General features: G+C 40.0%; 24 protein-coding genes and 1 pseudogene. 22 read left to right on the forward strand and 3 right to left on the reverse strand.

Annotated features, from left to right (window positions below):
- Window positions 1–92 precede the first annotated feature (92 nt).
- The 9 genes and pseudogenes from A361_RS03575 to A361_RS30190 all read left to right on the forward strand — a co-directional run bounded on the left by A361_RS03575 (window position 93) and on the right by A361_RS30190 (window position 6,791).
- Window positions 93–842: a phosphotransferase family protein gene (locus A361_RS03575; RefSeq protein WP_019379546.1), complete on the forward strand. Its 750-nt coding sequence runs from the start codon at window positions 93–95 to the stop codon at window positions 840–842.
- A gap of 243 nt (window positions 843–1,085) precedes the next feature.
- Window positions 1,086–1,391, forward strand: a complete 306-nt coding sequence (locus tag A361_RS03580; protein ID WP_009335325.1) for a metal-sensing transcriptional repressor — start codon at window positions 1,086–1,088, stop codon at window positions 1,389–1,391.
- Window positions 1,392–1,657: 266 nt separating this feature from the next.
- A complete protein-coding gene (locus A361_RS30765) occupies window positions 1,658–1,831 on the forward strand; it encodes a metal-sensing transcriptional repressor (RefSeq protein ID WP_236888053.1) in 174 nt (57 codons plus the stop codon).
- A 65-nt stretch (window positions 1,832–1,896) separates the two neighbouring features.
- Window positions 1,897–2,112, forward strand: a complete 216-nt coding sequence (gene copZ, locus A361_RS03590; RefSeq protein ID WP_019379544.1) for a copper chaperone CopZ — start codon at window positions 1,897–1,899, stop codon at window positions 2,110–2,112.
- A 112-nt stretch (window positions 2,113–2,224) separates the two neighbouring features.
- Window positions 2,225–4,642 (forward strand): heavy metal translocating P-type ATPase, encoded by a 2,418-nt coding sequence (locus tag A361_RS03595; RefSeq protein WP_019379543.1) that lies wholly within the window; start codon window positions 2,225–2,227, stop codon window positions 4,640–4,642.
- 22 nt (window positions 4,643–4,664) lie between these two features.
- On the forward strand, window positions 4,665–5,480 hold the full coding sequence (locus A361_RS03600; RefSeq protein WP_019379542.1) for a hypothetical protein: 816 nt from the start codon (window positions 4,665–4,667) through the stop codon (window positions 5,478–5,480).
- Between the two features lie 80 nt (window positions 5,481–5,560).
- A pseudogene (locus A361_RS29240) lies at window positions 5,561–5,779 on the forward strand (glutaredoxin family protein); the annotation flags it as partial.
- Between the two features lie 105 nt (window positions 5,780–5,884).
- Window positions 5,885–6,502, forward strand: a complete 618-nt coding sequence (locus tag A361_RS03605) for a nitrite and sulphite reductase 4Fe-4S domain protein (protein ID WP_019379541.1) — start codon at window positions 5,885–5,887, stop codon at window positions 6,500–6,502.
- 61 nt (window positions 6,503–6,563) lie between these two features.
- Entirely contained in the window at window positions 6,564–6,791 is a 228-nt protein-coding gene (locus A361_RS30190; protein ID WP_026041540.1) for a hypothetical protein, read from the forward strand.
- On the opposite strand, the gene A361_RS03615 is transcribed toward A361_RS30190, so the two are convergent.
- Window positions 6,781–7,191, reverse strand: a complete 411-nt coding sequence (locus tag A361_RS03615; protein WP_019379540.1) for a MerR family transcriptional regulator — start codon at window positions 7,189–7,191, stop codon at window positions 6,781–6,783. The two genes, A361_RS30190 and A361_RS03615, sit on opposite strands and share 11 nt — an antisense overlap.
- Before the next feature lie 244 nt (window positions 7,192–7,435).
- On the opposite strand from A361_RS03615, the gene A361_RS03620 reads away from it, so the two are divergent.
- The 3 genes from A361_RS03620 to tatA all read left to right on the forward strand — a co-directional run bounded on the left by A361_RS03620 (window position 7,436) and on the right by tatA (window position 10,656).
- Window positions 7,436–8,476 carry an NAD(P)-dependent alcohol dehydrogenase gene (locus A361_RS03620; RefSeq protein ID WP_019379539.1) on the forward strand — a complete coding sequence of 347 codons (1,041 nt, stop codon included), beginning with the start codon at window positions 7,436–7,438 and terminating at the stop codon, window positions 8,474–8,476.
- A 422-nt stretch (window positions 8,477–8,898) separates the two neighbouring features.
- Entirely contained in the window at window positions 8,899–10,347 is a 1,449-nt protein-coding gene (locus A361_RS03625; protein WP_033196443.1) for an alkaline phosphatase PhoX, read from the forward strand.
- A gap of 72 nt (window positions 10,348–10,419) precedes the next feature.
- Window positions 10,420–10,656: a twin-arginine translocase TatA/TatE family subunit gene (gene tatA / locus A361_RS03630; RefSeq protein WP_009335316.1), complete on the forward strand. Its 237-nt coding sequence runs from the start codon at window positions 10,420–10,422 to the stop codon at window positions 10,654–10,656.
- A gap of 413 nt (window positions 10,657–11,069) precedes the next feature.
- Here the strand turns inward: tatA and A361_RS30390 are convergent, their stop codons facing one another.
- Window positions 11,070–11,222 (reverse strand): hypothetical protein, encoded by a 153-nt coding sequence (locus A361_RS30390; protein WP_009335315.1) that lies wholly within the window; start codon window positions 11,220–11,222, stop codon window positions 11,070–11,072.
- Window positions 11,223–11,433: 211 nt separating this feature from the next.
- Here A361_RS30390 and A361_RS30770 point away from each other — a divergent pair, with 211 nt between their 5' ends.
- Both A361_RS30770 and A361_RS03635 read left to right on the forward strand, forming a co-directional pair.
- Complete coding sequence (locus tag A361_RS30770; RefSeq protein WP_019379536.1) at window positions 11,434–11,616, forward strand: hypothetical protein; 183 nt, start codon at window positions 11,434–11,436, stop codon at window positions 11,614–11,616.
- 6 nt (window positions 11,617–11,622) lie between these two features.
- Entirely contained in the window at window positions 11,623–12,321 is a 699-nt protein-coding gene (locus A361_RS03635; protein WP_019379535.1) for a hypothetical protein, read from the forward strand.
- Window positions 12,322–12,419: 98 nt separating this feature from the next.
- Here the strand turns inward: A361_RS03635 and A361_RS03640 are convergent, their stop codons facing one another.
- Window positions 12,420–12,638 carry a DUF3231 family protein gene (locus A361_RS03640; RefSeq protein ID WP_009335311.1) on the reverse strand — a complete coding sequence of 73 codons (219 nt, stop codon included), beginning with the start codon at window positions 12,636–12,638 and terminating at the stop codon, window positions 12,420–12,422.
- Window positions 12,639–12,734: 96 nt separating this feature from the next.
- On the opposite strand from A361_RS03640, the gene A361_RS03645 reads away from it, so the two are divergent.
- The 8 genes from A361_RS03645 (at window position 12,735) to A361_RS31175 (ending at window position 19,529) form a co-directional block, all read left to right on the forward strand.
- A complete protein-coding gene (locus A361_RS03645; RefSeq protein ID WP_019379534.1) occupies window positions 12,735–13,013 on the forward strand; it encodes an ArsR/SmtB family transcription factor in 279 nt (92 codons plus the stop codon).
- Between the two features lie 111 nt (window positions 13,014–13,124).
- Window positions 13,125–13,508: a VOC family protein gene (locus A361_RS03650; RefSeq protein WP_026041539.1), complete on the forward strand. Its 384-nt coding sequence runs from the start codon at window positions 13,125–13,127 to the stop codon at window positions 13,506–13,508.
- 193 nt (window positions 13,509–13,701) lie between these two features.
- Window positions 13,702–14,502 (forward strand): peptidoglycan-binding protein, encoded by an 801-nt coding sequence (locus tag A361_RS03655; RefSeq protein WP_019379533.1) that lies wholly within the window; start codon window positions 13,702–13,704, stop codon window positions 14,500–14,502.
- A gap of 166 nt (window positions 14,503–14,668) precedes the next feature.
- On the forward strand, window positions 14,669–15,124 hold the full coding sequence (locus A361_RS03660) for a VOC family protein (RefSeq protein ID WP_019379532.1): 456 nt from the start codon (window positions 14,669–14,671) through the stop codon (window positions 15,122–15,124).
- A gap of 98 nt (window positions 15,125–15,222) precedes the next feature.
- Window positions 15,223–16,611: a PLP-dependent aminotransferase family protein gene (locus A361_RS03665; protein ID WP_019379531.1), complete on the forward strand. Its 1,389-nt coding sequence runs from the start codon at window positions 15,223–15,225 to the stop codon at window positions 16,609–16,611.
- Window positions 16,612–16,711: 100 nt separating this feature from the next.
- Window positions 16,712–18,028: an MFS transporter gene (locus A361_RS03670; protein ID WP_019379530.1), complete on the forward strand. Its 1,317-nt coding sequence runs from the start codon at window positions 16,712–16,714 to the stop codon at window positions 18,026–18,028.
- A 50-nt stretch (window positions 18,029–18,078) separates the two neighbouring features.
- Window positions 18,079–19,284: a PLP-dependent aminotransferase family protein gene (locus A361_RS03675; RefSeq protein WP_019379529.1), complete on the forward strand. Its 1,206-nt coding sequence runs from the start codon at window positions 18,079–18,081 to the stop codon at window positions 19,282–19,284.
- Between the two features lie 119 nt (window positions 19,285–19,403).
- Window positions 19,404–19,529 carry a hypothetical protein gene (locus A361_RS31175; RefSeq protein ID WP_019379528.1) on the forward strand — a complete coding sequence of 42 codons (126 nt, stop codon included), beginning with the start codon at window positions 19,404–19,406 and terminating at the stop codon, window positions 19,527–19,529.
- The last annotated feature ends 496 nt before the right edge of the window (window positions 19,530–20,025 follow it).

Raw genomic sequence — 20,025 nt, forward strand, 5'->3', positions numbered from 1 at the left:
GGGAAGTTTAGTTGAACAAGGATTCTAAAGATAGGGAGGCGAATATAATATTAACAGTTGTTGCAGGTTAGGAAAGTTAAGGAGAGAAACTAATGAAATTAGGTACTCCAATAGCAATAGGAAATACAGCAAAAATCTATCTATATAAAAACAATATTTACAAAGTATTTAATGACTACCTGTCCGAAACGGAATCTCTTATTGAATGCGAAAAGCAAAAATATGCTTATTCGCGCGGACTTTCTGTACCCAAAATAATAGATGTTACGAAAATAGATGGGAAACAAGCTATAATAATGGAATACATCAAGGGTAGATCAATAGGCGATATTCTTTCCGAAAACATGGAGCAAGCAGAATATTACATGAATATTTCAGTTGCCATTCAACAAGAAATTCATAAGATTGAGGCTCATTCAATTGAAAACATGACTGAAAAATTAAGCCGTCAGATTGAATCAGCTAACAGTTTGAATAATAAGCATAAGTCAGCTTTAATAAAAAGTTTAAATAGGATGACATTTAAGAGTAGGCTCTGTCATGGAGACTATCATTTGTTTAATTTGATTATGTCGGATAACAATGTGGCAATAATTGATTGGGTGGATTCCAGTGCAGGGGATATTCGCGCTGACGTTTACCGTACATATCTTTTATATTCCCATTTTTCACATGAATTAGCTGAGATGTATTTGCAGATTTATTGTGAGAAAAGTGGTTTGGTAAAAGATGAAGTGTTACAATGGGCACCAATTATTGCGGCGGCAAGGCTGGCGGAAATTGTACCTTCTGAGAACCCAGAACGTCTTTTAAAAATAGTAAATCAATACTGTCCTTTATAGATGAAAGTGATAACTGGGCATAAGGGTTCTAACATGGCGGCATTTTCTTATTGTTCAATTACGAATAAAAAAAATGATAACCCTTCCCCATTACTTGGTACTATTCTTTTGCACCGACAGTCGAGATATCTTCAAATGAAAAACACAGACTTAAAATTTCTCTTAAATAGACCTTAAAATAATATGGTACAATATATCATACCCCAGTTGAGTATACTTTAATGTATAAGAAGGAGAGAGTTTATGCATAATTCTGAAGAAGAAAAGTTGACCCATAGGTCAACAAAAGAAAAGGATAAGTTAGTCACTCGATTAAAAAGGATTGAAGGGCAAGTACGCGGCATTCAAAATATGATTGAAAATGACCGGTATTGTGTAGATATCCTAACTCAAATATCTGCAATTAATTCAGCCATGAATAATGTTGGGCTTCATCTGCTGGAAAATCATACAAGACATTGTGTTTCAGATGCTATTAAAGATGGTAATGGAGAAGAAGCGATTCAGGAATTAATGGATGTATTTAAACGATTTTCTAAGTCACAATAACAAAAGCCAGCACGCGATTGCTGGCTTTATTTTTTACTTATTGACATACCCATCATGGGTATGGTAAATTAAAAGCGTAATAAAAATTAATCACATAAACAAAAAAATGAAAGGGGTGGAATGATTGGCATATCTACTTTTGCTTTCTAAGGAATCCTGTTGTAGCAAGTCAAGAAAAAGGCACAGGTAATTATCTGAATAATTTACAGGAAAAGCTCATTAAAAGGATGAACAGAATAGAAGGGCAAATTAAAGGAATAAAAAATATGATGATTAAGCAAACTTATTGTGATAATATTTTGCATCAAATGCTCAGGCTGCATTATATTTCCCGAGTTTTGTTAGAGAGTCATATAAACACGTGTGTAACAATGTTGAAGGAAGAAGATCCAGACATTGTGAAGGAGTTTTTAACGACCATTTCTAAAATTACTAAATAAAATTTTTTGTTTATTTTATACCCAGCGTAGGTATAGTATAAAAACAATGTTAAGGAGGAATTTTTTTGGAACAAGTAACACTTAACGTTCAAGGAATGTCTTGTGGGCATTGTGTCAATTCAATTGAAGGTAATGTAGGGAAGTTAAGGGGTGTTAAGTCTGTCAAGGTTCATCTTTCAGAAGGTAAGGTGGATGTGACATTTGATTCAAATACAGTAAGCTTGAACGAAATTACAGATGTTATTGAAGAACAAGGATATGATATCGAACAACCAGCCTAAGTTTATGTATTTGTTAAATAAAAATGAAACAGATCGTGCCCTTTTCAGCGCGATCTGTTTTCGGAATAAAAACATACCCCACTGGAGTATGGGGGCGATAGGAGTGAAAAATATGAGCCAGAAGGAAGCAACCCTTCAAATTGCTGGAATGACTTGTGCTGCTTGTGCAACAAGAATTGAAAAAGGATTGAAGAAAATCGATGGAGTCGAAGACGCCAACGTGAACTTTGCCCTTGAGAAAACAAACATCAAATATGATCCAGATAAAACTGGCACAGCAAAATTTAAGGAGAAAGTCGAATCTTTAGGGTATAACGTTGTAAGCGAGAAAGTGGAGTTTGATATTACAGGAATGACCTGTGCAGCCTGTGCCAATAAAATTGAAAAACGCTTAAATAAGTTGGATGGAGTTGAAAAAGCAGGGGTTAACTATGCAATAGAAACTGTTCTGGTTGAATATAATCCTGAGCAAGTTTCTATCCCTGAAATGAAAGAGGCAATTAAAAAGTTAGGCTATAACCTTGAACAAAAGAAAGAAAATGCAGGGGAACAGGTTGACCATCGACAAAAAGAGATAGAAAAGCAGCAAGGAAAGTTTCTTTTCTCTGCCATTTTATCATTCCCGCTATTGTGGGCAATGGTTAGTCATTTTGAATTTACGTCATTCGTTTGGCTGCCCGACATGTTTATGAATCCTTGGGTACAGCTAGCCCTGGCGACACCAGTTCAATTTGTGGTTGGTAAACAGTTTTATGTTGGGGCCTATAAGGCGTTAAGAAACAAGAGTGCAAATATGGATGTGCTAGTTGCTCTTGGTACATCAGCTGCATATTTCTATAGTTTGTATCTAAGCTTTGCATCGATAGGCTCCGATGGCCACATGGTTGAGCTCTATTATGAAACGAGTGCTGTTCTTATTACCTTAATTCTATTAGGTAAACTGTTTGAGGCGAAGGCGAAAGGCCGCTCATCTGAGGCGATTAAGAAGTTAATGGGACTTCAGGCGAAAAATGCAACAGTCGTTCGTGATGGCCAAGAAATGATTATCCCAATCCAAGAAGTTTTAGAAGGGGATATTGTTTATGTGAAACCTGGTGAAAAGGTACCGGTAGATGGTGAGATTGTGGAAGGAAGATCAGCCCTTGATGAATCAATGTTAACGGGTGAAAGTATTCCAATTGATAAAACGATTGGAGATAGCGTTATTGGTTCAACAATTAATAAAAATGGATTCTTGAAAATTAAAGCAACAAAGGTTGGAAAAGATACAGCTTTAGCTCAAATCATTAAGGTAGTTGAAGAAGCCCAAGGCTCTAAAGCACCAATCCAGCGATTGGCAGACGTAATTTCAGGTATTTTTGTACCGATTGTAGTTGGTATAGCGATTATTGCTTTCCTTGTGTGGTTTTTCTATATCAATCCTGGAGATTTTGCAGATGCTCTTGAAAAATTCATTGCGGTTCTAGTTATTGCTTGCCCTTGTGCCCTTGGTCTTGCAACACCAACTTCGATTATGGCCGGTTCAGGCCGTTCAGCTGAATTTGGGATTTTATTTAAAGGTGGGGAACACCTTGAAACAACACATCGTTTAGATACGATTATCCTGGATAAAACAGGGACAGTTACAAACGGTAAGCCGTCCTTAACGGATGTCATTTTAGCAGAAGGAATAGATGAAATCGAATTTCTTACGCTGGTTGGCACAGCTGAAAGAAACTCCGAACATCCACTTGCAGAAGCCATTGTGGAAGGTATCAAAGAAAAAGGAATTAATCTTGGGTCATCGGAGGCATTTGAAGCTATCCCTGGTTTCGGTATCCAGTCAACGGTGAAAGGTAAGCAGTTATTAATCGGGACACGAAGACTCATGGCTAAATATAGTGTCAATGTTCATGAAGTATTGTCCAAAATGGAGAACTTGGAGAAGCAAGGGAAGACAGCTATGTTAGTAGCAATTGATGGCAGCTATGCAGGTATGGTTGCCGTTGCTGATACCATTAAGGATACATCTAAAGAAGCCATTGCCCGCTTAAACAAAATGGGCTTAGAAGTAGTAATGATCACAGGGGATAATACCCAAACAGCAAAAGCTATTGCGGACCAAGTTGGAATTAAGAAAGTCATTGCGGAGGTTTTACCAGAAGGCAAGGCTGAAGAAGTAAAAAAGCTTCAGCAAGCTGGTAAAAAAGTGGCCATGGTTGGGGATGGAATCAACGATGCCCCTGCACTTGCGACAGCTGATATCGGTATGGCGATTGGTACAGGTACCGATGTGGCAATGGAAGCAGCCGACATCACCCTCATCCGAGGTGATTTATCGAGTATTGCAGATGCGATTTTCATGAGTAAGAAAACAATCACGAATATTAAACAAAATCTATTCTGGGCACTTGCCTATAACGTCATAGGAATTCCAATCGCAGCAGCTGGTTTCTTAGCTCCTTGGTTAGCGGGGGCAGCGATGGCGTTTAGTTCTGTATCGGTTGTTCTTAACGCACTAAGGCTTCAAAGGATTAAGTTAAAAGCTTAAATGTAGAAAGGAGGGACCTATTTTGAAAAAAGGTATTTTGATTTGGACGCTTTCGGCTATCGTGTACCTTGGGGCAGTTATCGCAGGCTACAATGTGTATGCAAGTATAAATCCAAAAACTGAGGAACACGCTAATCAAAAAACTACTAATCAGGAGGGAGAAAATATGAACCACGACCACGGGGACCATAGTACAAATACTATTAGCGAAGTTACACCAAAAGTATCCTACGCTAACGGAGAAATCACCATTGAGTTAAAAGATAAAAATAACCATGTTCCGGAACTGGAAGTTTCCCATGAAAAATACATGCACTTTATTGTCGTAGGTTCAGACTTACAAGAGTACCATCATTTACATCCAGAGAAAATGGGAGATGGAATCTACAAACAGAAAGTAAGTTTAGAGGGTAATTCATATAAAGCTTTCGTTGATATAAAACCAAAAGGTCTTCAATATTCAGTAATGCCTATTGAATTCCATGCTGGTGAAGCGCATCATGAACACGGTAATAACGATCTCGCTGCCGATACGGATTTTACAAAGACAATCAATGGTAAAACGGTTGAATTAACTGCTGAATCATTTGAGATCAGCAAAGAGGTTACTCTTAATTTTGATTTGAAGGATGCAAAACCTGAGCCTCATTTAGGCGCCTTAGGCCATGTTGTTGTCTTGGATGAAGATGGAGAAAAATATATCCATGTTCATCCTGTGGCAGATGATAAAACAGTATTTGACACGAAATTTGATAAGCCGGGCATTTATAAGATTTGGGCTGAATTCAAATTTGAAGGACAAGTGAATGTCTACCCATTCGTTATAGAAGTTAAATAAACAAAAAAGGAGAAGTGATTATTATGACAAAAGTTCAGCTTGAGCTTTATACAAGACCTACATGAACAGACTGCCAGGCGGGGAAAGAGTTTCTTTCCCAAAATAAAATATCCTATATTGAATACAATTTAACAAAACAACCGCATAAAGAGGAAGATCTAATTAAAATTACGGGTACTAGAATTGTTCCAGCTTTTGTGTTTAAAAATAAATCCTTATTAGGTTGGATGAGTAAGCCTAAGGTCCTTATTGGGTTTGAACAAAATATAGGTGAAATAAAGAAGATACTAAAAATATAAAATTAGATATTTCCTGCAGCTAGATACTGAGGAAGTTATACTTTTAACCATTTATTATACCCTCCGTTGGTAGGGTAAATAAAGGAGTGTAAAGGGGAGAAAAAAATGGAGAATGATTCAAAAAAAATAAAACTAGCTATAAACGGAGGAATTGGATTTGGTGCAAAACTCTCCTCTAAACAACTATTGATGATTTCAAAGTATATGGATGAAGATGAAGAACTTGAGCTAACAACTTTTCAACAACTCTATATAGAGATACCAGAAAATAAAAAGGAAGAGATTATAGCGGAATTCCAGCATGTCGGGTTAGCATGTTATCCAGTTGGATCCTTTATTAAAAGCTTAAGGACCTGTAATTTTTGCAAAGGGGAAGAGGAAGAGGGAATGCCAGTAGCAAAAGAGATAAATCGCCGTATAGCCGGCAAGCCTGTTCCCTTTACATTAAAGGTTGCGTATACTGGCTGCCCTATTGGCTGCGGTGAGCCCCTGTTAAGCGATATAGGTATTATGAAAATTAGAGAGCATTACAATTTATATGTTGGAGGCAAAGCAAAAGGCAAAGACGCTGAGGTTGGTTCCTTGTTGGTGGAGAATCTTACGCCAGAAGAACTGTACGCTGTTGTAGAAAAGATTATATCTGTCTACTCACAAATGGGGAAAAAGCGGGAGACATTCTATAAATTTTTGAAACGGATTGGCAGAGGTCAATTAATCAGTTAATAAAAACTGAAATATAGCTGTCAATTAACCTAACAGGAATTTTCATTCAATCTCTATAGTGATGAAAGATCAAAAGTATCCTGCTTTTGCTCAAGATGGAATTTCTTTTGGAGAAGAGTACCCCTTTGTATTTCAATTAAGTTCTAATGAAAAGGCCTATTTTAACATTGCAGACAGTTATATCAAGAAAAACATGACTGGATTGTGTCCTGTGATTTTTATTAGCCCTTTTTTAGTTAAAAAGAAAGCCATCTGTATTAAATACAGGCGGCTTTCTGTCAGCTATTAATCTCTATTTTATCTTCTTTATGAATATCTTCCGTTCCGGCTTCCAGTGCAGTCTTGTAGTATAGGCATTTATGCTCGATGACTTCCATTGTTTTTCTTAGTTCTTCCATTTGTGCTTCTACATTTGCTCTTCGCTCCAGAAACATGTCATATCTTTGCTGCAGTGTGGCATCCCCTTCAGAACACCAATCAATGAAATTTTTTATCTCCTTAATAGGCATCCCGGTGGCTTTCAGGCATTCTATTACTTTTAGAGCGCTAAGGTCGGATTCTTTAAACAAGCGGTTTCCGCTGGGGGTACGTCCTACAAAAGGCATCAGACCTTCCTTATCATAGTAGCGGAGGGTATATACTGTCAGATTCAATTCCTTTGCCACTTCACTGATCGTGTATGTCTTCATTACTTATCTCCTATTCTTATGGATGTAGACCTAGAGTTAACTATAAGGTATGACGTGAGATTACCATGGTATTTTGTAAATGTCAAAGTCACTTTAATGAGCATGAAAAAAATTTTAAATTTATCGCTTGACCTAGAGTTAACTATAAGCCTTAACATGGTTGTGAAAAGAGATAAATGATGGGACATAATTGAGTACTATTTTAAATCTATCATTCTCTTAAAAAATACAGGAGGTCTTATTTATGATAACTGCTAAAGCGCGGGCTGTTGATGGTCCCGACAAGCCGTTTAGAGCGGCTGAAATTAAAAGGCGTGATCTGGATTTGCATGATGTTCTGATTGAAATTAAATATGCCGGCATTTGCCACTCCGATATTCATACTGCTCACGGGGAGTGGGGGCCTGTGAACTATCCGCTCGTACCCGGGCATGAGATTGCAGGAATTGTTGCGGAAGTAGGAGCTGAGGTGACAAAGTACAAGGCAGGAGACCGGGTAGGAGTCGGATGTATGGTTGACTCCTGCGGTGAGTGTGAAAACTGCCGTAAAGGAGAAGAACAATACTGCCTCAAAGGAAATATCCAAACCTATGCGGGTGTGGACAAATACGGCGAGCCTACTCAAGGCGGCTATTCTACGCACATTGTAGTACAGGAAGAGTTCGTACTCAGAATTCCTGATAGCATTGAGCTTGATGCGGCAGCCCCGCTGCTTTGTGCGGGTATTACTACTTATTCGCCGTTAAATCATTGGGAAGCTGGGCCGGGCAAGAAAGTAGCGGTTGTCGGTATGGGCGGCCTTGGCCATGTGGCTGTCAAAATTGCACATGCCATGGGTGCAGAAGTGACAGTCCTTTCGCAAACATTGAATAAAAAAGAAGACGGCCTGAAATTCGGAGCAGATCATTACTTTGCCACAAGCGACCCGGGAACTTTCAAAAAACTTGCCGGAACGTTTGACTTAATTATTAACACGGTAAGTGCGAAAATCGACATAGATGCTTACTTCTCACTGCTCACGCTTGACGGAACATTGGTTAACGTGGGTGCTCCTGCAGAGCCATTGTCAGTCAATGTGTTCTCACTCATCGGCCATCGCCGTTCCTTTGCGGGTTCAATGATTGGAGGCATCCGTGAGACTCAGGAAATGCTGAATTTCTGTGCAAAACATAACATCGTTCCAAAGATTGAAGTCATTACAGCTGATCAAATAGATGATGCTTACGAACGAGTATTAGCTTCAGATGTGAAGTATCGATTTGTAATTGATATTAGTACAATGTGATGTGTGAATGATAAGTTAATCATTGTAAGGTGTCTTGAAAGGCTGGCTTTCAAGACACTTTTTTTTCGAATGATCGTACAAAAAGTAGCTTATAGTTTTGAAGCCATTCTCCAATAATCCCCCAAACTACAGATAGATCCCATATGAATAAAGTGCTGACAAAAGCAGGTCAAAGTTTCGCTGTCCTTTTTTATTTATAAGTCTTTTAAATTAGATCCTAAATCTATGAAAATGAGAATCTTTTTAACGCCTATTTCAAGATCCTAACCAGTTCATCAATGAAAAATTAATCGATATTTTTAATAGGTTTTTACTAAAGCCTTACATATATTTAATATTCATTTAAGAATAGTCTGATAACTTATGATAGTGGACACGGAAGCAAAGGATCATAAGTCATCAAATTATTTATCAGGAGGCGGATGAGATTGAACAATAGCGGCATGAACAGACGGGACTTTTTAAAAGCTGGAGGAGCAGGTACGTTAGCAGTTGCTTTAGGAGCGTCGGGTGTCTATTCTTTAGGCGGCATCACAAAGACATTAGCTGCAGCACCAGGCAACAATCCAACTAGTGGTTTTGGCGGATATGGCCCATTAGTAAAAGATCCAAACGGAATATTAGATCTTCCTAGAGGGTTCCATTACAAAATTATATCCAAAACGGGCGATAAAATGTCAAACGGGGACCTCGTGCCTGCCATGCTAGATGGAATGGCTGCTTATAGAGGAGAGAAAAACACGACCATTCTTGTACGGAATCATGAAAACAGCACAAATTCTCAATACCCTGTAAACGGAAAAAATCCTTGGAGCAAAGGTGCTGCAGGAGGTACAACCGCATTAGTCGTTGGTTCGAACCGAGAGGTTATTCAGGAGTATGTGACAAGTTCTGGTACAATCCGCAACTGTGCCGGTGGCTCCACAACCTGGGGGACTTGGTTAACATGTGAAGAGACACGGGAATTGGGACATGGCTTTGTTTTTGAAGTCAACCCGCTTGATCCGGAAAACGAAATGTCGAAAACCCCAATCCGTGATATGGGTTACTTCTCTCATGAAGCCTGTGCAGTCGACCCTGCAACAGGGATATGGTATCTGACAGAAGATGCGAGCCCAAGCTTCCTTTATCGGTTTACTCCAAATGACCGTACCCAGACTCTCGGCTCCCTTCAAAAAGGAGGGAAATTGGAGGCATTGGCAATCGATGAACTTCCGGCATCTAAAGCAAGTTCGTTTGAAAAAGGACAAAAATTTGGCGTCGTGTGGAAGGAAATCAATCCAGAACGCGCACAGCAGGATGCCAAAGACAAAGGCTGTATTCAGTTTAGCCGCTTAGAAGGTGCGTTCTTTTCTGCTGGTGTGTTCTGGTTTGACGATACGAGTGCCGGGGATGGCAGCCTTGGCCGTGTTTACCGCTACTATCCTGCCACAAATACATTAGAACTTTTTTATGAATCCAATGATAAAAATGATTTGGAAATGCCAGACAATATTTGTATGAGTCCCTGGGGTGACCTTTGGATTGCTGAAGATGGCGGCGGGAATGACAGAATCATTGGCCTGACACCTGAGGGAAAGGTTTATACCTTTGCTGAGAACACATTGAATGGCTCTGAATTTGCCGGACCGGCATTCTCCCCTGATGGAAATACGTTCTTTGTAAATATTCAAACCCCAGGTATCACATTTGCGATTTGGGGACCATTTGCGAGGCGAAACTCTGCCCGCCAAAGGGCCATGGGACATGCTGCTCCGCCTGCCGGCCTCGGCCCGATTGTGTCCGGCAAAGTCGCATCACTTGCCGAAGAGCAAGGAATGAGCATACTGGAAGCAGCTGCATTAGAGCGTCATGGAATGCCAATTCTATAAGTGCTAAATTTATATGAGTTTTAATGGGAATTCTCTGGAGGATAATAGCCATCCAGATTACGGAGGTGCAGGATGCTGCAGAATATCGGGATACCCGGGCTCATTTTAATCCTGGTGATTGCGTTAATTATATTTGGACCTTCAAAGCTTCCGGAAATTGGACGAGCTTTTGGCAATACGTTGAAGGAATTCAAGAAAGCGACCCGTGACTTAGCAAATGGTGCTGAAGAGAATGAAGAAACGAAAAATGTGAAAGAGAAAGCCCATCTAAAGGCAATAGAGACAAAGGAAAGTAAGACTGTGAATTAAAGCCTGCTTTTTACCGGAATTCTCGCTTTTTTTAAAGAACAGGGAGGGGGATAGAGACAATTTCTCTCCCTGTTTATCAAATGAATTGAAAAATTTCAACCTGTGTCCAATAGAAAGGGTGTTCTTTTAATGACTGCCACTAGTCCACTCAAATTAAAAGAAGAAAGCAAGGAGACTTCCGTAAAAGAGATTCATTGCAATAAGTGCTTCACCTGCCGTCTTTGTTCCAAAACAGGAAAGAATATAGCAAAAGTGATGGAGGCTGTCCCTGAAGATCGTTAAGTTACGGTCTTTTATGGACAGCCTTTAATTTTTTTTAAAACCTATACGATATAGAACCAAAATCATTTGAATATTCGATGGAGAACCAATAGTTGTTTTCGGGCCTGTACGAAAGATAGAAAAGGCAGGACTTATTCAACTTCCCTTAGTCCCTTCCCTTCAAGTATCATTTGACCTGCCTTCTTCACAAATCCATATACGCCAGGAACAACTTTTACATTGGCAATCAGAGAGTTCGACATACTCTTGAAGGTGCGATTTAATGTCCATAACAGAATGGCCATTGCGGCCTCTTTCCTTTGTTCGAACCAGAATGAGAAACAAGTACTAAGAGGGGATTATGCGGGTGTAATATTATCTTAAATAGTTCTTATATTGGGCGCTGCCGTGAAGGCGGCTTTTCTTTTGGACTAATGAATATAAAAATTGAAAAATATGGAACCCTCGACAATGAAATTCGTAATAGTAATAAAGAAATGTATAAGGGGGGATTACATGGTCTGGTTACTCATGCTTCCAGTGGTTATCTGGTTTATTTTATTTTTGCGAAAAAAGGTCTCATTTAAATTTGGTTTATCTCCAAAATCATTAGATATAAAGCCGATTAAAGGGTTAAAAAAGCTAAGTGATCACCTGGAGAGATCTCTTAGTAAAACTTATATGGGGAACGTAGAATAGAGGGTAATGAAAGAAATTAAACTAAAAGAAAATGAGTACAGCTGGCGTTTGCTGGATTTAAAACGCTACTTTATTTTGACTTCTCTTTTAAAAGAGTCCCCTATGTTCAGCGAAAAGGTTGATGATTTGTGGCATCAGATGCTCATGTTTACCCGTGAATATGATGATTTTTCAAAAGAATATTTAGGAAGCACTCTTCATCATAGTCCGAATCTAAAAAAGTCGCCTGAACCTGATTTACGCGGATTTTTTGATTGGGTGTATGGTGAGCTCTTTTTCATAAGAAATGAAAATATCCATCTTTATAAGGGATTTTACAGATTCCCTGTACCTCCAAATATAATTGATGAGTTTAAACGTTTGCCGGAAAATGAACTAATAGAGCTCTATTTTAAGAGTGATAGCAAGTATATGGCTACTGTGATCTCACTTATTTCTGCCATGAAAAAAACAGCAAAGAAAGTAAAAAATTACGAAAAAAGCGCTATACAAGAAATGATGAGAAAAAGAAAAAATCAGCAAAATTATAACGCAATGCTTGTTCCTTTTTTATCTGTGTCCTATTTTCATTATGATGATTTTTCCAGTTACATGAAAATCAGCAGCAAGCTTTTATCAAGCAGTACAAGCTGCGGGTCGGGCAGCTCCTGCAGTTCCTGCTCATCCTGCAGTTCCTGTTCAAGCTGCGGCGGGGGCGGAGATTAATAAAAAGAGAGCCGAGCTGGTCGAAAGGTCAAGCCCGGCTCAGCTGCCGGTAAAACATTGACTGGGGGAACATCGCTCACACAAATGAGGGGGAAAACTTATTTATCCTGAGCAAGCTCTTTTCTATTGGGAGCAAGTGGCGGCTGTTCAAACCACTTGTTTTTCGCCATGATACCGAACCATTTTCTGGTGATTCCCAATGTCTTTAGATTGGCTTCTTCATAAGCTAAGGCCAAGTCTGTTCGCTTGGATTCGGCTAGGCCTGTTCCGTAATATCCTTGAGCAGTTTGAGCCAGAAAACCCATATGGTACAACATTGGTGCTTACCGTCGAGTTTGATACGGCATCACCATTACGCAACCCTTAAGTTGCTTGTGTTGACAAGTAACCGCAAGGTTGCTTATAATCGAAATATGAATTGGGACAAAGACGCTATATTCAAAGCACTTGGTGATTCGACTCGGCGGCTTATATTGGACGAACTGTCCGAACGTAAAGAGATGACGCTGTATGAATTAACGGCTCGTCTCATTATGAAGCACGATCTTTCCATTTCGCGGCAGGGAATAGCTAAACATCTTTCTGTATTGGAAGATGCAGAGCTTATAAAATCCGAACGAAAGGGTAAATATCGCGTAATTATTTTCAATAACCAGCCACTTAAAAATTTGCTGAAAGGATGGCTAGAGTAATTTACTAAAGGCGGAATAGGGATTCTAACTAATGTGCGGGCTTGTTTTGCTGGGGCTCAGATTGTTAGTACAGAATCATCCTTCACAAATATCAAAGGAGGCAAAAACATGATGAAAGTAATTGTTACCAGTATTTTCGTCCAGGATCAGGATAAGGCATTAAAATTTTATACAGAAACGCTGGGGTTTGTAAAAAAGCATGACATTCCAGTCGGGGAACACAGGTGGATCGCCCTTGTTTCTCCAGAAGATCAAGAAGGTACGGAACTATTGCTGGAACCGAATGCACATCCGGCCGCCAAAGAATACCAAAAGAAGATATTTGCAGAAGGAATTCCGGCAACAATGTTTGGCGTTGCTGATGTTCACGAAGAATATAACCGATTAATAAAACTGGGAGTGAAGTTTACGATTGAGCCGACAGTAATGGGCGATGTCACATTGGCTGTCTTCGATGATACATGCGGCAACCTTATTCAAATAGCGCAGAATTAGCTTGAAAAAAAGGCACTTTTTGTGATCTTTTTTCTCATTATGTCGCGTAATATTTACTCAGACAAAATAGAACACATTATTTCAAATTAATGGATTATACAGGGCCGAACGTTGTGATTCTGCTTTCTATACACGAATAATGTCATCTCCTCCCGAATTCTTTTATGTAAAAAGAAATTGGGGAGGATTTTTTATGTTAAAGAGATTTAGAAACATGCTAATGGTTTTTGCGGCTGGAGTTCTCATGCTTGCCGCTCCTTCATTTACAGAAGCGGCGCTTGGAGATCGGACACTTGCCAATGGATCATCAGGGTCAGATGTGACCGAATTGCAGGATTACCTGATGACAAAAGGGGTTTTCCCGTACCATACATCGACAGGATACTATGGATCTATCACAGTGGAAGCCGTCAAGGATTTTCAGCGTAAGCGCCATCTGAAGGTTGATGGAATTGCAGGATCGCAAACAAGCCATGCGTTAAAAGTGCTGAGATATGGAGACATTGGGAAGCAGGTCATCCAAATTCAATATCAATTGAAACAAACAGGTCACTATAAATCTAATTTAGATGGAATTTATGGAAATGGCACAGTGAGCGCCGTCAAGAGCTTTCAAAAACAGCGAGGTCTAACTGCAGACGGAATTGCCGGCCCGAGAACAAGAGCAGAGCTGGACCGAAAGGCCAAGCGCGGTTCAGCAGCCGGTAAAACATTGACTGTGGAAAGCACAGCGTACACGGCAGATTGTGAGGGCTGTTCAGGTGTGACACGGATGGGTCTGGATTTAAATAAGTACCCTGATGCGAAAGTGATTGCTGTCGATCCCAGTGTTATTCCGCTAGGATCTATCGTAAAAGTTGAAGGCTATGGAGTTGCGATAGCAGCGGACATAGGCGGCGGCATAAACGGAAGTTCAATAGATGTGTTTATTCCTAACCGCAGCGATGCCCTCCAATGGGGGCGAAAAAGCGTGCGTGTGGAAGTAATCGAATAGGTATGGGCTGTCCTGCACAATCATGCGGGGCAGCTTTTTTGTTTTGGAAAGTCCTTAAGAGGTCAATACGTTTAAAGCAGTAGAAATTATCATCCATATTGTGGACGAAATATGGATCCGTTACTGGTATATTAATGCTAAGAAAATGAAGGACAGGAGTGAAAAAATGATTAAAGGACTGTACGAAGCACATTTACCGGTAAGTAATATCAGCAAGTCAATTGAGTTTTACAGGGGCTTGGGAATGGAATTAGCCATAAAATATGAGAAAACTGCATTTTTTTGGATCGTTAAGAATGAAAGCTGGCTTGGGTTATGGGAATGTGAACAAGCACAATTTTCTTATCATCCATCCATCAGACATATTGCATTTAGAGTAGATTTAGAAGATCTAAAGAATGCCAAAACGTGGCTGGAAAAGCGCGGCATTGAAATGCGTGAAGAATTCGGCTTTAAACCTCTTGAACCCATTGTAATGCCAGACCAGACACACGCAATGGTTTATTTTCATGACCCAGATGGAAACTCATTGGAGTTTATCTGTAAATTACCATCTAAGCCTGAAGATAAATCTATGATGTATCTAAGCGATTGGGAAAGGTATTTGAAGAATAAAAACTAAAATTTTTCTTTTTTCAATGAAATGGGCAGTGGAGTGGAACAAGGGTTATAATTGGAGAAACAGCTCATTGAAAACTTGTACAAAAAAGGGTGCGTACCATGCCGACTAATTCTTTTGAAAACTATCCTATGACCTGGAAGCCATCCATTGATAAAACAGAAAAGCCCATTTATCAAGCGCTGGCAGGGCAATTGGAACAGGATATTTTAAACGGAGTGCTATTGCCCGGAACCAAGCTCCCTCCACAGCGGGAATTGGCTGATTATTTAGATTTAAATTTGAGCACTATTTCAAAAGCATTTAAAGTTTGTGAGTTAAAGGGCTTATTAAGTGCAACGGTCGGAAGCGGCACTTTTGTATCGTATGGTGCGTTATCGAATGCGTATTTACTAGAAGATACAAAGCCGAAGCACTTAATTGAAATGGGGGCAACACTTCCGGATAATGCTTCTTTCGAGCCGCTGATGCTCCAGCTGAAAAGTATGCTGCAGGAGACAGATTATGAAAAATGGTTTGGTTATGGCAGGGGAGGAGAAAGCCATTGGCAAAAGGATGCAGCGGTAAAGCTAATCCGCAGAGGCGGGTTAGAAACTACCGCTGATCACATTTTATTTGCGAATGGGGGTCAAAATGCCATTGCTGCTGCACTGGCAAGTCTATGTATGCCCGGAGACCGCATTGGAGTAGACCAGCATACATACCCTGGCTTAAAAACGGCTGCAGCAATGCTTAGTGTGCAGCTGGTGCCAATAAAAACAGAGAACTATGAAATGTGTCCAGCGTCTTTTGAATATGCGTGTAAAACTGAAAATATTAAAGGCATTTACTTGATTCCGGATTATCATAATCCAACAGCTTCCTTTATGTCGGTTGAGACTCGAAAAATGATCGCAGTCATTGCCAAAAAGTATAATCAGTTCATTATCGAAGATGCTTCATACCATCTTCTCAGCAAAGAACCACTGCCGGCAGTCGCATCATTTGCACCTGAACAGGTCATCTATATTGCAAGTTTATCCAAATCGTTTGCACCGGGTCTGCGGCTGGCCTATGCTGCAGTGCCGAGTCAATTCAAGGAGCCAATTTCAAGGGCACTTTATAATTTGAATGTTTCCGTTTCGCCATTATTGGCAGAACTGGCAGCACGTACAATTGTATCAAATCAATTTGAAGCCTTGATTGAGGGCCATCAGGAGCAGACGATTCGCAGAAATCAACTTGTAAACAGGTACCTGGCAGACTTTACGTGCTTAGGTGCTGAAACAGGCATCTTTCGCTGGCTGCTATTGCCAGGCAAGATTACAGGGGCTGAATTTGAAGCGTTAGCTAAACAGCAAGGAATTCAGGTATTTGCAGCAGAACGGTTTGTAGTAGGAAACAGTTGTCCGGAGAGGGCAGTAAGAGTTTCTGTTTGTGCCCCGGAAACGCTTGAAGAGCTTGAGAGAGGATTGATTATCCTTAAACGACTGTTAGACAGTCTTATCTAATATTGTTTGCCATACAATTATAATATTGTATGGCTTTTTTGCACGTGTTAAGATGATTGAAATCTAGTTGGAATATTATGAAAATAAGGGAGGTTAGATTTTGCCGGTTAAAAATAGTGAAAAAGTTTTAGCCCCCCAATCTGCTTGGCTGCAGAGCTGCATAAATTCTTCAGAAAAACAGCAGCAACTATACAAAAGAACATTAATTGTCATTGTCATATCCCAGATTTTTGGTGGAGCAGGACTTGCAGCCGGGATAACAGTAGGGGCACTTTTGGCGCAAAACATGATGGGGACAGATAGTGTAACTGGAATTCCAACGGCGTTATTTACTTTAGGGTCAGCAGGGACTGCGCTGCTGGTAGGACGGCTTTCTCAGCGGTTTGGCCGCCGTCCTGGACTTGCCGCCGGATTTTTGGCTGGAGGCATCGGTGCCATTGGGGTAGTGGTTTCATCATTAACAAACAGCATTCTGCTATTATTTATTTCACTGCTCATCTACGGGGCTGGAACGGCTACAAACTTACAAGCACGCTACGCTGGAACTGACATGGCAAACCCGGCACAAAGGGCAAAGGCTATTAGCATGGCCATGGTCTCCACCACATTCGGAGCTGTTGCCGGGCCAAACCTGGTGGGTGTAATGGGGGATTTTGCTATATCCATAGGAGTTCCTGCTTTAGCAGGTCCCTTTATATTAGCGGCTGCAGCGTATATACTTGCTGGTTTCGTTCTATTTATGTTCCTCCGTCCTGATCCCTTTATTGTGGCAAAAGCAATATCAGATGCACGAAATAAAACGAATCATTTAGAGAAAAGTTCTAATTTGGCATCGATAAAAAGGCGAGGCATTTTTGCAGGAGCTGGCATAATGGTTTTAACTCAATTTGTGATGATGGCCATTATGACGATGACACCCATTCATATGGGACACCATGGCCATGCTTTGAATGAAGTTGGGCTTGTCATTGGATTTCATATAGGTGCGATGTTTTTGCCTTCGTTACTTACTGGTTTCCTTGTTGATAAAATTGGCCGTGCTCCTATGGCTATTGCTTCTGCTATTACGCTGCTTGCTTCTGGCATTCTGGCTGCAGCGGGACCTGCTGATTCAATGGCCGCACTCAATTTAGCCCTTGTTTTACTCGGGCTTGGCTGGAATTTTGGCTTAATTAGCGGAACGGCCATTCTTGTAGATTCAACTCACGCTTCTACTCGGGCTAAGACGCAGGGTTCTATCGATGTATGGATTGCTTTATCAGGAGCATTAGGAGGAGGTGTGTCCGGAATAGTTGTAGCATATTCCAGCTATGCAGCCCTTTCAATTTCTGGTGCTATTCTTTCATTACTGTTGATTCCCATTGTTTTTTGGGCAGGTATCCATCAAAAAGAGAAAAGTATAAGTGTAAGTGACTGAATTTTCAGTATGATCATCAACTCCAAAAAATATAAAAGGAATGTTTATAAATGGAACATAAATTTGCTGAGAGAGCTCGATTTGTAACATCTTCTGAGACACGTGAGATATTAAAAGTAACAGAAAGACCAGAAGTAATCTCTTTTGCGGGAGGACTGCCAGCTCCAGAGCTGTTTCCTGTAGACCCTTTAAAGGATGCTTGCAGTGCTGTATTGAACGAAGAAGGTGCGGCTGCCCTTCAATATAGTACGACTGAAGGATATATTCCTTTGAGAGAAGCTATTTGTCAGAGAATGAAAATGGCTGGGATTGACTCTAGCCTTGAAAATGTTCTTATTACATCAGGATCCCAGCAGGCAATCGACCTTACTGGAAGATTATTTATCAATGAGGGAGATACTATTATTTGCGAAAGTCCGACTTATCTAGCTGCCATTAATGTATTCAAGTCATATAAGGCCCAATTTATTGAAGTGGCAATGGATGATGATGGAATGCTGATGGAAGAGCTGGAGAAAAGGCTGCAGGAGCATCCCAATGCAAAATTTATTTATACGATTCCTGATTTCCAAAACCCTACTGGCCGGACCTTAAAACTCGAAAGGCGAAAAAGAATGATTGAGCTTGCTAATCAATATGATGTGCTGATTGTTGAGGATAATCCCTACGGTGCTGTAAGATTTGCTGGAAAGGAACTCCCTCCAGTAAAACATTATGACACAGAAGGCAGAGTCATTTATTTAAGCACTTTCTCGAAGATTTTCACTCCCGGTCTTCGGCTTGGATGGATTTGTGCACACCCATTTTTCATTGATAAGTATGTTGCTTTCAAGCAAACAGCTGACTTGCACACTGATAGTTTTGCTCAAAGAATTACGGCAAAGTATATGGAGCTTTACGATATCGAAGAGCACATTCATAAAATAAAAGCTGTTTATAAAGAAAGATGCACAGCTATGTTATCTTGCATTGAAGAATTTTTCCCCAATAATATATCTTACAGTAAGCCGGAAGGCGGATTATTTATTTGGGTTGAGCTTCCAGAGGGCATTGATTCAGCACATATATTTACAGAGTGCCTGAAAAACAATGTTGCTTGTGTACCTGGTGCTCCCTTTTTCCCAAATGGCACACAAACAAATACATTGCGTTTAAATTACTCTAATATGCCTAAAGAGAAAATCATTGAAGGGATGAAGCGCATGGGAGAAGTATTGCATCGGGAATTAGCAAATGATTCAATGATGACAGTCTGACGGAAACAAGATGCTGTGTCACAATCCTGTAAAGTTTATTGTCTGTGAGCCTCAATAATTACTGCATTGCCTGCATTCAATCTGAACCTCAACAATATTGACAAAATTGGGGGTATATCATGGAGTTTGAAATTTGGATGAGCGGGAATACTCAATCAGAAAGAGGCCCATCTTTCACACGTGCATTCATACAGCATAGACACTGCAAGAAAGAGGAATGTAAAAAAATCCTGGAAGACCCATAAGTTTCCTCACCCAATAACTGGCCATCATTAAAGGTAAGGTGCCGGTATATTGTTAAATAATGATAAGAAAAGAAGAGCCCAATTTTTTCATAAAAGCGGGCTTTTCTTAATTAAGTTAAAAAGCGGCAGTTGGAAATGATAGTGAAATTCCGATATCCATTATTTCCTTATCTGCAAAAAATACTTCAAACATTATTTATAGTGCTCCCAATAAAATCACTTTTGAAAGTATTGAAGGAGACAGGAGGGTTTTAAGCCGTGTGAAATCAGGATTTTAAACCGCTGAAAACTGTTCTCTCTTGAAATATGGACTCTTTTAGAGGATTCGGGAGTTATATTAAGATTATGTCCTATAGAATCTTTCTGAGCAGGGAATGAAAGTCTAGAATCCCAAATAAGCCTCTTTTTTGTATGTGATTGGTTTAGCGCATTTTGTTAAAATTTAAATATTCCCCAACAAGCCAGTAAAAATATTTCACAACCAAAATACCTCTGC

Source organism: Cytobacillus oceanisediminis 2691 (assembly GCF_000294775.2).
GTDB lineage: Bacteria > Bacillota > Bacilli > Bacillales > Cytobacillaceae > Cytobacillus > Cytobacillus pseudoceanisediminis.

What these genes read in the sequence shown, in the direction of transcription:
- A361_RS03575 (WP_019379546.1), top strand. Translation starts at nt 93, where the DNA reads ATGAAATTAGGTACTCCAATAGCAATAGGAAATACAGCAAAAATCTAT.
- A361_RS03580 (WP_009335325.1), top strand. Translation starts at nt 1,086, where the DNA reads ATGCATAATTCTGAAGAAGAAAAGTTGACCCATAGGTCAACAAAAGAA.
- A361_RS30765 (WP_236888053.1), top strand. Translation starts at nt 1,658, where the DNA reads ATGATGATTAAGCAAACTTATTGTGATAATATTTTGCATCAAATGCTC.
- A361_RS03595 (WP_019379543.1), top strand. Translation starts at nt 2,225, where the DNA reads ATGAGCCAGAAGGAAGCAACCCTTCAAATTGCTGGAATGACTTGTGCT.
- A361_RS03605 (WP_019379541.1), top strand. Translation starts at nt 5,885, where the DNA reads ATGGAGAATGATTCAAAAAAAATAAAACTAGCTATAAACGGAGGAATT.
- A361_RS30190 (WP_026041540.1), top strand. Translation starts at nt 6,564, where the DNA reads ATGAAAGATCAAAAGTATCCTGCTTTTGCTCAAGATGGAATTTCTTTT.
- A361_RS03615 (WP_019379540.1), bottom strand. Translation starts at nt 7,191, where the DNA reads ATGAAGACATACACGATCAGTGAAGTGGCAAAGGAATTGAATCTGACA.
- A361_RS03620 (WP_019379539.1), top strand. Translation starts at nt 7,436, where the DNA reads ATGATAACTGCTAAAGCGCGGGCTGTTGATGGTCCCGACAAGCCGTTT.
- A361_RS03625 (WP_033196443.1), top strand. Translation starts at nt 8,899, where the DNA reads ATGAGATTGAACAATAGCGGCATGAACAGACGGGACTTTTTAAAAGCT.
- tatA (WP_009335316.1), top strand. Translation starts at nt 10,420, where the DNA reads ATGCTGCAGAATATCGGGATACCCGGGCTCATTTTAATCCTGGTGATT.
- A361_RS30390 (WP_009335315.1), bottom strand. Translation starts at nt 11,222, where the DNA reads ATGGCCATTCTGTTATGGACATTAAATCGCACCTTCAAGAGTATGTCG.
- A361_RS30770 (WP_019379536.1), top strand. Translation starts at nt 11,434, where the DNA reads ATGGTCTGGTTACTCATGCTTCCAGTGGTTATCTGGTTTATTTTATTT.
- A361_RS03635 (WP_019379535.1), top strand. Translation starts at nt 11,623, where the DNA reads ATGAAAGAAATTAAACTAAAAGAAAATGAGTACAGCTGGCGTTTGCTG.
- A361_RS03640 (WP_009335311.1), bottom strand. Translation starts at nt 12,638, where the DNA reads ATGTTGTACCATATGGGTTTTCTGGCTCAAACTGCTCAAGGATATTAC.
- A361_RS03645 (WP_019379534.1), top strand. Translation starts at nt 12,735, where the DNA reads ATGAATTGGGACAAAGACGCTATATTCAAAGCACTTGGTGATTCGACT.
- A361_RS03650 (WP_026041539.1), top strand. Translation starts at nt 13,125, where the DNA reads ATGAAAGTAATTGTTACCAGTATTTTCGTCCAGGATCAGGATAAGGCA.
- A361_RS03655 (WP_019379533.1), top strand. Translation starts at nt 13,702, where the DNA reads ATGTTAAAGAGATTTAGAAACATGCTAATGGTTTTTGCGGCTGGAGTT.
- A361_RS03660 (WP_019379532.1), top strand. Translation starts at nt 14,669, where the DNA reads ATGATTAAAGGACTGTACGAAGCACATTTACCGGTAAGTAATATCAGC.
- A361_RS03665 (WP_019379531.1), top strand. Translation starts at nt 15,223, where the DNA reads ATGCCGACTAATTCTTTTGAAAACTATCCTATGACCTGGAAGCCATCC.
- A361_RS03675 (WP_019379529.1), top strand. Translation starts at nt 18,079, where the DNA reads ATGGAACATAAATTTGCTGAGAGAGCTCGATTTGTAACATCTTCTGAG.
- A361_RS31175 (WP_019379528.1), top strand. Translation starts at nt 19,404, where the DNA reads ATGGAGTTTGAAATTTGGATGAGCGGGAATACTCAATCAGAAAGAGGC.